This window comes from Gallibacterium anatis DSM 16844 = F 149 (assembly GCF_000379785.1).
In the GTDB taxonomy this organism is placed as follows: Bacteria; Pseudomonadota; Gammaproteobacteria; order Enterobacterales; family Pasteurellaceae; genus Gallibacterium; species Gallibacterium anatis.
Genome location: NZ_KB903748.1, coordinates 50,800 through 61,807, shown reverse-complemented (window position 1 = coordinate 61,807; position 11,008 = coordinate 50,800). Strand labels below are relative to the sequence as shown.

Annotated in this window: 13 protein-coding genes; 1 reads left to right on the top strand and 12 read right to left on the bottom strand. The window is 34.4% G+C overall.

Features of this window, described 5'->3' with window-relative positions:
- Positions 1-153: 153 nt before the first annotated feature.
- The 9 genes from A3EO_RS0111770 to A3EO_RS0111730 form a co-directional block, all read right to left on the bottom strand.
- Entirely contained in the window at positions 154-486 is a 333-nt protein-coding gene (locus A3EO_RS0111770) for a hypothetical protein (protein ID WP_018347297.1), read from the bottom strand.
- A 37-nt stretch (positions 487-523) separates the two neighbouring features.
- Positions 524-844, bottom strand: coding sequence for a hypothetical protein (locus tag A3EO_RS0111765; protein WP_018347296.1), 321 nt, complete (start codon positions 842-844; stop codon positions 524-526).
- A gap of 81 nt (positions 845-925) precedes the next feature.
- On the bottom strand, positions 926-1,369 hold the full coding sequence (locus A3EO_RS0111760; RefSeq protein WP_018347295.1) for a virulence factor: 444 nt from the start codon (positions 1,367-1,369) through the stop codon (positions 926-928).
- Positions 1,370-1,426: 57 nt separating this feature from the next.
- Positions 1,427-1,993 (bottom strand): hypothetical protein, encoded by a 567-nt coding sequence (locus tag A3EO_RS12970; protein ID WP_018347294.1) that lies wholly within the window; start codon positions 1,991-1,993, stop codon positions 1,427-1,429.
- Between the two features lie 93 nt (positions 1,994-2,086).
- Positions 2,087-2,362 (bottom strand): CCDC90 family protein, encoded by a 276-nt coding sequence (locus A3EO_RS0111750; RefSeq protein WP_230587123.1) that lies wholly within the window; start codon positions 2,360-2,362, stop codon positions 2,087-2,089.
- Between the two features lie 90 nt (positions 2,363-2,452).
- A complete protein-coding gene (locus tag A3EO_RS0111745) occupies positions 2,453-2,968 on the bottom strand; it encodes an STY4534 family ICE replication protein (protein ID WP_018347292.1) in 516 nt (171 codons plus the stop codon).
- Between the two features lie 631 nt (positions 2,969-3,599).
- Positions 3,600-4,046 carry a hypothetical protein gene (locus tag A3EO_RS0111740; protein WP_018347291.1) on the bottom strand — a complete coding sequence of 149 codons (447 nt, stop codon included), beginning with the start codon at positions 4,044-4,046 and terminating at the stop codon, positions 3,600-3,602.
- 68 nt (positions 4,047-4,114) lie between these two features.
- Entirely contained in the window at positions 4,115-4,639 is a 525-nt protein-coding gene (locus A3EO_RS0111735; RefSeq protein ID WP_018347290.1) for a hypothetical protein, read from the bottom strand.
- 103 nt (positions 4,640-4,742) lie between these two features.
- Entirely contained in the window at positions 4,743-5,165 is a 423-nt protein-coding gene (locus A3EO_RS0111730; RefSeq protein ID WP_018347289.1) for a hypothetical protein, read from the bottom strand.
- A gap of 737 nt (positions 5,166-5,902) precedes the next feature.
- Here A3EO_RS0111730 and A3EO_RS0111725 point away from each other — a divergent pair.
- Positions 5,903-6,421 carry a hypothetical protein gene (locus A3EO_RS0111725; RefSeq protein WP_018347288.1) on the top strand — a complete coding sequence of 173 codons (519 nt, stop codon included), beginning with the start codon at positions 5,903-5,905 and terminating at the stop codon, positions 6,419-6,421.
- Positions 6,422-7,313: 892 nt separating this feature from the next.
- On the opposite strand, the gene A3EO_RS0111720 is transcribed toward A3EO_RS0111725, so the two are convergent.
- The 3 genes from A3EO_RS0111720 to A3EO_RS0111705 all read right to left on the bottom strand — a co-directional run bounded on the left by A3EO_RS0111720 (position 7,314) and on the right by A3EO_RS0111705 (position 10,875).
- Positions 7,314-9,272, bottom strand: coding sequence for a DNA topoisomerase III (locus A3EO_RS0111720; RefSeq protein ID WP_018347287.1), 1,959 nt, complete (start codon positions 9,270-9,272; stop codon positions 7,314-7,316).
- A 374-nt stretch (positions 9,273-9,646) separates the two neighbouring features.
- Complete coding sequence (locus tag A3EO_RS0111710; RefSeq protein WP_018347286.1) at positions 9,647-10,147, bottom strand: DUF3158 family protein; 501 nt, start codon at positions 10,145-10,147, stop codon at positions 9,647-9,649.
- Positions 10,144-10,875, bottom strand: a complete 732-nt coding sequence (locus A3EO_RS0111705) for a PFL_4669 family integrating conjugative element protein (RefSeq protein ID WP_018347285.1) — start codon at positions 10,873-10,875, stop codon at positions 10,144-10,146. The genes A3EO_RS0111710 and A3EO_RS0111705 overlap by 4 nt, the downstream gene beginning before the upstream one ends.
- Positions 10,876-11,008: the final 133 nt, after the last annotated feature.

Genomic DNA, 11,008 nt, shown 5'->3' with positions numbered 1-11,008 from the left:
GGTCTTTTGGAACGAGTTGTTCGAGACTTATCATCTCGATTTCATATTGGAGTGAGGGTGTATTTTTGAGCATAGGCATTTCCTTTTTTCGATATGCCTATTAGATCAAACCTCTAGAGGTATGTCTAGAGGTTTGTCAGCAGTCTGAGCTAATTAATAATTAGCTTTAACTTTATCTATAATTTCGAAATACTTTTCCACTGAATCAATGCTATAACCTTCAACATAAAAATATGTATGAGAAAAATTTATATGCATATATAAACTTACTCGACTCAGTGACTTAATCTCATCTCGTAAATGATTAAGTATTTTTTCAATCAAAAGATATTGATAAATATTGGCTATCTCAGGAACCTCTTTAGATTCTTTTGCAATATGCCACACGTCCTCATCTGTAACTTCATCATTGTAGGCATCTAGAATATCTTTCCAAGCTCCTACATTTGGAGATAAATTGTTCTCCAATCTGAATTTTTTTAGCATAGCATTCCCCTTGTAAGAAAAACAAAGTGAAATGCCATTATTTATATAACTTTATGCAGTCCAGATAATCCTGTACTGAATAAATGGATTTTCCATCAATTCTCAGATGAGTATCGTAAGAATTAACGAAAATAAAAATATCTAAAGCCTCTTCATCAAGACCGGTTTCCTCACAAAAATGCGAAACGATACGCTCTAGAATTAAACTTTGATAAATATTGCCTAATATAGGCAATTCTTTAGATTCTTTTGCAATTTCCCAAACATCATCCTCAGAAGGATGATCATCATAACGCTCAAGAATTTCTTCCCATTCCTCAATTACAGAGGAACAGTTGTCATAAATGTTTAAGTGCATAGCATTTCTCCTAAATTCTAAAAACAAAGGGAAACACTATGCCCACCGGGAATAATGTTTCCCGGATGGGTTAAAGATAGGTTATTTAATAAGTTGATTTTCTTGTATATATTGCAATGAGAAAGCTCGTTTACCGATAATCTCTTCCACTTTATTCGGTGAAAGTCCGGCATCCAAAAGCTCTTTTCTTAAAGCATCAATAGAACGATTAAACGCTTCTCTTGCTGCTTGAACACCATCTACAATAAATTGAGCATTAAAATCATCTTTTAAATCATAAAACTGAATATTTGAAGCACATTTTGCAAACCATTCACACCGCACAGCAACTTCTTGCAAAGCCAATGTGCCGTGAGCTTGTTTAACACCGACATCACTCAAATAAACAGTACCTTGAATATTCGTAAAACCGTGTTTCTTTAGAATACGCTGAATATCAGTATACGCATTACGCCAACTGGCGTTATGGTAATTTTCTTCTAAACAGTGTGTATCCATATCAAACACAATAAGCGTACGATCCATAATCGTTCCTTAATAATAGGAGGGAAAATATCCCTCCTTTTGTTTAATTCCTTTAGCCTATAATGCGATAACCTGAGCATCATCAAATACCTCAGCATCACCGGACACTCGGGCATTACCGTACACCCAAGCATTACCGAACACCCGAGCATCACCGAACACCCAAGCATCATCGAACACCCGAGTATTACCGAACACCCGAGCATCACCGAACACCCAAGCATTACCGGACACCCGAGCATCACCGAACACCCGAGCATCATCGAATACCTCAGCATCACCAAACACCCAAGCATTACCGAACACCTGAGCATTACCGAACACCCGAGCATCGAATACCTCAGCATCACCGAACACTTGGGCATCACCGGACACCCGAGTATTACCGAACACTCGAGCATTACCGAACACCCGAGCATCACCGAACACCCGAGCATCACCAAACACCCAAGCATTACCGAACACCCAAGCATTACCATCTTGAGACAAATTAGATTCATCTTCTATCCAACCACCAAGATCACCGGCTTTTACGCCAATTTCTGGTAGGTCTTTTAATGCCTGAATTCGATAAAGTTTACGAAAGCAAAACACGATTGAGGTTTTTGTTAATTGATATTTCATAATGTTTCTCCTAAAAATAAAAAAGACGGAGAAACATCCTTACCCAACACGGGAAAAATGTTTCCCGTCAGGGTAAAAATAAAAAAGAATTAATTAATGAATAAACTTCATCAATCCCATTAATAAGCCTACACCGGCGATAATAATACCTGCCATTTTATAAATAACAGAATGTATTTCCGATATTAATTCGCTTTTTAACTTTGTCATTTCAATTTGCAAATCAGATTTTGTTGCTAATGAACTTTGACTTTCAGTTAACGCTTCTTCAATAGCTTTCGCAAAGGCTTCAGCTGATTCAGGTGACTGATTACCTTCTTTTTCCAGAATTTTGACAAATTTAAGTTTATCAAAACGAATAGATGACATAGATGCCTCCATATAGTTCTCCTGTGAATAATGACTATAGTAGTCTATGTGAAGTGAAAAGACCAACAGTATTGCTGTTGGTCTCATTGATTAGAATGGAAGCTCATTACCATCTTCCTGAACCAAAATTTCTTCTGGTAATGGAAGTGCTTCAGTGATAGCTTCTTCAGAATTTTGAACAGGAACAGGTTGTTGTTCTGTTTCTCTCGGATAAACTTTTACACCATCTTTCTTAATCATATCGATACGAATAAGACGACCTTTTAAAGATACAGCAGTATCACCTTTTTTGTGATGACTGCTATCTCTATTAACGGTGTATAAATCAGCCCACAAATCTGAAATAACAAAAGATATTAACATCTTATGTCCTTCAGACACCGCCTTTTGGCAGTTTTTAACTAACTTTTCAGCTAGAGCACCGACAACGTTTACATCAAAGTAACGATACTCTGGTGCTGTTGAATCACCTGCCAAAGCAGCAATTCTACAAGCCCAGAAAGGATTTCCTTTTTTAGGCTTAACTTCCCGAATATTGTTTAAATATCCGATTCCTGTTGTGTGAAGATTAAAATAAGTTTTAGCTTGTTGAGTTTGAGTATTCATAATGTTTCTCCTAAAAATAAAAAAAGCGGAGAAACATCCTTACCCAACACGGGAAAAATGTTCCCCGCCAGGGTTAAAAATAAAATTCTGTTAAACAAACACTCACCATCGTTTGCACGATAGAGGCTGGTCTCAAAGTGCTCGCAGCCTTAGCAAAGGGCGGTAATTTATTTTGAAACCCCTACCTAGGTTTAAAGGGCGACCATACATTTGACAACGTCAAACACGGCATTACAGGTCAGCCGTTATAAATGCTATCAACGATAGCGATTTAACACTTAGCATTAAACAAACAATTTCAACGAAATAAAATAATTTATTGATTAAACAATCTGATTAAAAAAAATCCGGAGTATACATACCGGAAAAATTTCAGCTATAAATATAGTTTAAGAGGAGGATGGATAACTTTTCAGTTATCCATCGGTGTGACGTGATTTTTGGAAGGGTTAACTAGCTAGGTACAAGAATGAGCAAACTTTTCCAAAACACTGAACGATTACATTAAAACAATATCAACAAAGAAATAAAACAATTTTTTCATTAAAGATTTCCATCAAAAACTACAAACATTATTTTTAACATTTTTTTAACCTGATCACACTGTGATCAGTGCTTATAATTTAATCAGTTAGATTTTTCCACTTGTTTTTTTATGATCAATATACAGATAAAGTCTATTTTTAATGATATTTTCTGTAAGAACCATTGCGAAATTATGATCTTCGTCTTGAGCATTAATATTATCTATAATCTCAATAGAATCTTTAAACACGAAATGTAAAACATCTAAATCAGAATAGTATTCGAGGATTGGGAGTGCCCATTCAAAGATAATTCCAGTGTTCATCCAAAACACTTCTCGTATTAAGATCCCCATTTCTCCTTTTTCAATATGATGAAATATACGAAATTCTTCAAGTACTTCAATATTATATTTTAAATTCTGATGATTCAAATTTTTCGTAGTTGCATAGTTAAATAACCTGTTTTGCTCTTCTAAATAATACCTTTTTAATTTTCCGCGAAAATAGACCTGTCTAATATATCGGTAAATAATTATATGTGGTTTAAGCATACCTTACTCCTTATTCTTTGATAAAGGTAAGATAAACTATATCCTTAATTACACAATAAGAAACTGTATTAGAATAATTGAATAATATTAGGATAAAATTGGTATATTGCGATTAATCCTGAAATTATAGATATAATAATCCCAGTTCTTTTCCACAATCTATCCTTTAATTGTAATAACTGTATCTCTTGAGCTAACTGAAAAACAAGTTCATTCATTTCTCTGCTCTGTTTTGCTAATGCTCGCATTTTAAATCGAATTGCAAAAAGCAAATTAGAAAGAAATCCAGTTTTTTGATAAATCAATACCATCTGACGGAGATAGTTGATTTTAGCTATATCGTAATTTTCCTGCTCTAATTCAATAATGAGTTCCTGTAGTATTGGAAGAGCTTTTTCATATTTTAAATCTACTGTATCTACATACATTTCCAAAGCATCTTCTGTTAAATACCCTTTCTCTAAAGAATTTCGTACAATAGATTTTAGACGCTCACAACGTTTTAATTTCTTATAATTCCCTATTGCATACATAAACGCAATAATAATCACATCAATAACAAAGATGATAATAAAGTTATTTTCTTGAGACATATACACTCCCCAATCAATATTTCAATAAATGGTCAAATTTTAAACACTGATCACACTGCGATCAGTGTTTAAAAAATAAGCAATTATAAAATTTAATGTGAATCTACTGCAAAACAATCTCTTCAACGCTTTTACTCTCATCATCTTCTTGAAGGTATTCCAACAATTTCTCTATTGTTTCATTTCCAGTAAGCAAATCATTCATAATACATCTTGCCAAATACTCAGCTCCCGTATCGTTGTTATCCTTATCTAGGAATTTAACACTGAAGCCAATATCATCAAACTCAAATCTCATTTTCACTGAAAACGAAAGCAACACTTCATTATATTCAAGATACAGCCGAAACTTATCTTTAAAAAAACCAAAGAGCAGAACGAGGTTTCTATTCATATACTCTATTAATTGCTCTACTTTCTCTTGCGGAAAAGTATCACTTGCGTCCCATACAATATGTATGCTGATTTCATCAGCTTGTGAATAATCCATTGTTACTGAAAATTTTACATCCTCGATTTGTGCCATCTTTATCCTCATTAAAAAGTAAAGGTTAAGGGTAATTTCCCTCTGAAGGTAAGGGGTTCACCCCTTACCTTTAAAAGGCCTTTTAGTCCGGGTTTTACATATGTATTCAAAATAGAGATTACATATTAGCAAATAATAGCATTTACCTACTTTTTGATTACACCCTATATTAAATTTCTATTTATGTGAAAAACACCCTTTTCCAATTAACGATCAAAAAATAACCACTGATCACAGTGTGATCAGTGGTTATTTTATATACAATTCACTAAAATCATCTATCTTTAGAGATATTTTAGGTTGAATTTTGAACCAAATTTAAAATTTAACAATTTTTTAACCTGATCACACTGCGATCAGTGCTTATATTTTATACAATTTGCTTTTTATATAGCGATTTTTTAAGCGTGTCGTACTTCTAAATTTAAATTTAATGCCCGCATTACTTTAAATACTGTCGCAAATGTTTCTGTTGATTTTATTTGGATCATATCACCCCTCCTCTTAGCACTATAATATCGTTCCTAGAAAAATGTAAACTATAATTCACACATTGATCCATTTTTGTTTTAATTAATTTTAGGGTATTAGCTACCACAACCACTATCTGTATAAAAAAACAGCAGTGATCACACTGCGATCACTGCTTAAATTTTAATCAAATCAAACAATCGGATTGAGTATATAGAGAAAACATACTAAAGTTAGATAACATTTTTTATGTTGGAGGGAGTTCTATGCCAATTATTTTATCTCTATACTTATGCTTAATCGCCGTTATCATTCCATCTGCCATTCAAGATCTAATAAGAGCAAAAAAGTTTTACAATTTAATAAGCAAATTATTTTCAGAAAAATCTCTTAACACCTATAACCTAAATAAAGCTATTAACTTCACAAAAGTAAAACGAATATATGCTATTAAGAACTTAACAAAGCTATATTTTGAAAATATCAATAACAAAGAAAATGAGATTGAGATTATACATTTAAAAGAACTACTAGATGACTATGAAAGAGAGATTAATTTTCCAGAGCTTCCAAAATCTATAATGAATCAAATAAAACTAATCCGTGCAGAAAATCCATACGAAAAAGAAAATATTCTTCAATTAGCAAATACCATAAATGATGTTTATTCTAAAAAGGAAAAATATAAATTATGTAATATTCTATTGTCTATACTCAGTGCTGCCTTAACACTAATATCTGTATGGGATACATTAGCAGCTCTTTTTCAAAAATATCTCTATTAAAAAAGGAATTGAAAAAAATAACCCCTCACTCTAGTATAAAAATTACATAATTAACACTGAGGTAAAAAATGGAAATTACTCAATATCTCTTACTAGGGATAATAATGCTACTTGTGTCTATAGGTAATCTTTGTATGTTTATACTAGAAACAAAAGGGTACGATCCCGATTATTTGTACGCAACATTATATTTTATATTAATGAGCATAACTTTATTTATTGCCTTATTTTTATTATTTGAAGTTGTCCCTAGCCATATTCAAATGAAATCTTGCACATAACCCTAATCATTAGCTCAAAAAACAACCACTGATCACACTGCGATCAGTGGTTGTTTTTTATACATAAAAGAAAATTTGCAGCATAATCTCACCGACCATACTGCAACTATAAAAATTACGTCAAAGATGACAATTTTGAATTGAGCTTATCACCACGATAATAAGCTATTGAAGAGTTTGACGAAAAAGAAAGTTTAAATAATTAATTGTTCCCTCTGAAATACCATAATTATTCTCCCCATCCACTGATCACTAAGTCGTCCCAATCAGTTTGACAATAGCGCTGACGCACAAAGGGCGAGCATTTTTCACCACTGCCCCGTGGTTTAGCAAAAGAATATCGTGGGATTTTATTTATTCCCATCATTGGAAACAAATAAAATCCCACGACATATAGACAAATAAAAAATGATTATAGATGAGATTGCATTTACTCTGTTAAGAGAGACCATATTTCAAAACGCTCGACAACTTAGTTCAAGTCAGCAGTTGTCTCAAACGGTCATTTACGACATTCCTCGCGTGAGCTACCACAGAACCGCAAGTTCAGTCTTAAAGGGCGTAACTTTGACGTAAGTTACCAACGATTTGCAATCTCTATTGTAAATAGATTATTGTGATTTTCCAACCCTTTTTCTTGAGCCAATATTTTCTATTGCCGTACAAGTAGGATAATTGGAGCAGCCCCAAAAATCTCCGTTTTTACCTTTTCTTCTTCTCATTGCTGCACCACATTTAGGGCATATCTTTTCAGCTTTCACTTGAATTGCCATACTCCCAGAACCAATCATTGATTTCACTACGTGGGAAATAAATTGATTCTGCTTATCCATAAAATCCTGTAATAACATCTTACCTGAAGCAATATCATTTAACGCCTGTTCCCATAATGCAGTCATACCCGGATCTTTAATAATATCCGGCAACCCATCAATTAAAGATTTACCAGCTGAAGTTGCAACAATTTCCTTGCGCTTTTTCTCAAGGTAACCTCGCTTAAATAATGTTTCAATCACTTCTGCTCGAGTAGCTTCTGTACCAAGCCCCTCAGTTTCTCTTAGTCTCTGCTTTAATCGAGCATCTGTAACGAACCGAGCCGCATTTTTCATTGCGGCAATTAATGTTCCCTCAGTGTAATGCTTAGGCGGTGTAGTTTTCAAAGTTAAAACATCACTATCAACAACATTACACGATTGCCCCTGCCGCAAGGATGGTAGCGATTGTTCTTCATCATCATCATTCCTGTCTTGCTGAAACAGAGCCTTCCATCCCATATTTATTACTTGCTTACCTTTTGAAATAAACGTCTGTTCATTACCAGATAACAGCACACTCGTATTATCCTCCTCATATAATGGTAGAAACTGAGCAAAATAATGCTTGCGTACAAGCTGATAAACCTTTAATTCATCGTCACTCATCTTACTCAAATCAACTTTTTGAGTTGTCGGAATAATGCCGTGGTGAGCCGTAATTTTACTATCATTCCAAACTCTGGAACGAAGAGATATATCTAATTTTGCTACAATATTTCTAACTTGAGGATCTGATTCAGATACAGCTTTTAGCACAAGCGGAATTTCATCAATCATTGATTCAGGTAAATAACCACAATCGGTTCTTGGATATGTCGTTGCTTTATGTGTCTCATATAATGACTGTGCTATCTTTAGCACTTGTGCTGCTCCCATACCAAATAATCTAGAGCAAGTTTGCTGTAACGTCCCGAGATCAAATGCAAGTGGAGGCATCTCTTTTTTGCGCTTAGTTTCAATATTATCTATTTTAAGTGTCTTCGATAGTTGTCTTTGCACTTGCGTAATCACACTGTAATCAATACATCTTCCCTCATCATCGCAAACCGATTCTGTCGGTTGCCAATAAGCACAAAATCCATCAAGGTTTACTTTTAAACGATAGAAAGGCTTAGAAACAAAGTTTTCAATTTCACGATCTCGCTGTACTACAATCGCCAGTGTCGGACTCTGTACTCGCCCAACACTCATCACACCTTGATACCCTTGCTTTTGAGCGATGAGAGTAAATAATCTCGTCAGGTTCATCCCAACTAGCCAGTCAGCTCTTCCTCTTGCTAATCCTGCGGCATACAAAGGTTTTGTTTCTGCATCAGATTTTAAATTAGCCAATGCTTTTCTAATGCTGCCATCATCTAAAGCGGACAACCAAAGTCTCTGCACCTTTCCTTTATAATTAGCCATATCTAATAATTCACGCGCAATAACCTCACCTTCTCTATCGGGGTCAGTTGCAATAACAATATGATTAGCTTTTTTAATTAATCCCATTACAACTTTATATTGTTTAGCTGTTTCTTTCTTTACCTTCATCATCCACTTGTCTGGAATAATCGGCAAATTATCAAAACCCCATTTTTTATAGGATTCATCATAATCCTGAGGTTCAGCCTGCTCAACTAAATGACCGATTCCCCAAGTCACAAATGTTTGCTGATCTGGACTCGATAAATATCCTTCCCCTCTTTTTGTTGCACCAATAAACTTCCCAATATCCCGTCCTTGCGATGGCTTCTCGCATAAAATTAATTTCATTCCGCTCTTCTCCACTCGCCATCTATATTTCCTACCTTCAAATCAGTTTTCGTTAAATCAGTCATAACTTTATCTCCTATCATTACAAAATACTTTTGATTAAATTTTACTCATTGATTACATTGCGATCACTGACTAAAATTTAAACACTGATCACACTGCGATCAGTGACCATTTTTTAATCAATAAAGTTTATCTTTATTTTTCATATAGATACAATTTATAAGATCACTTTCGAAATGAGCCATAACTACTATTACCACTATAACGAGTGATATTTGACAGGATTTAGATTAAGAGACCAACACGATCCGAACAATAATAAATTGTATTTTAGAATTAAGAAAATATCTGACAGATAAAAAAGGTAAGGCTCACACCTTACCTTTATTTTTTCCTTGCTGATACAACTGTTCTATTTCATTAATTTTTTCTGCGCATTCTTTCGCCTGTCGGTAAATGAAGTTCATTACTGACATTTGCGCATTAAACGCTATGCGATCTTTTTCCAATGCAATTAATGCTTCTTTAATTTCTTCCGGCACATTTTTATCTTGAATCAACTGATCCCAAGCATATTTACCTGTACGGTTTCGCAGTTGATTACGCCATCGCAAGAACTTTCCCCCAGAGGAGCTATTATGATCAATAATGAACACTATCGGAACGTGGTTCAATGGATACTCTTTTGCCCCATTTACAATATTCTGTCCCAATTCAAATAACTCAGCACGGGCATCCTTTATCATTTGTGCTAATGCTTTGTATTCATCAGCATTATCGATTGGACCGAATAATGTTTTTAACCCCGTATTCAACGGGGTATTAAACACTAATTTTTTATAATCCTCTTTATCTAATGAGCGATATTTCATTCAATCTCCTTATCAACTGCTTCAGACTTCTCATCATTATCTTCTGCTTCAGCAAACAAAGCTATATTGACAGGCGCAAATTGACTACGAGTTTTTCCAGAAAGAATATCTTCCGGCAATTTACCAAACCGAGCAATCGCGGCCAAAGCATTAGCTGTACCAGCTTTTATATCCGCACGGCTAACTCCAGCATCCTGATACCGTTGGATTAAACCAAAAACTGAGCGAACAAGATGAGCAGCTTGTTCTACTAAATTTCTCACCTCTTGCCTTGGCATAATTGCAATGTGTGCTGCTGTCATTGCTACAGTTGTAAAATAATCAAAATCAGCTAACAGATAAATTAGCTGATATCCGATAGAAGACCTGATAGCTAATGGGATTTTCGCTGGATCAACATTAAAACTATTTTTCAGTTCAATGGCTCCCGGCACATTTTCAGCATAAATATCAGTCATTTTATCTGCTAATTTAGCCATTTCTTCACGAGTAGATAAAATTTTACTCTCAATTTTCATTAAATAAGCATCTGCATACGGATCATCTTGCGCAGCGTGTTGGGTAATTCTATTTAAAATCGATAAACACACCGGAACGCTGATAATCCGAGTTATTTGCTTATTATCTTTATTGACATTTTTACCCTGCCAGAGTCGTGTGGCATATTGGGTTTGCAACGTTAAAGTGATATCAGTGCGTAAAGCACCGATTGAGTTTACATCAGCCATAGTATCGTATCCTTTTTGTTGTTAATTGAATAAAACCTCATCATATGTTTTCGCTATATGAATACAATAAACTATTAGATACTCGTTTTTATCAAAAAAATATGGTTATTTTTTAAGCAGTGATCGCAGTGTG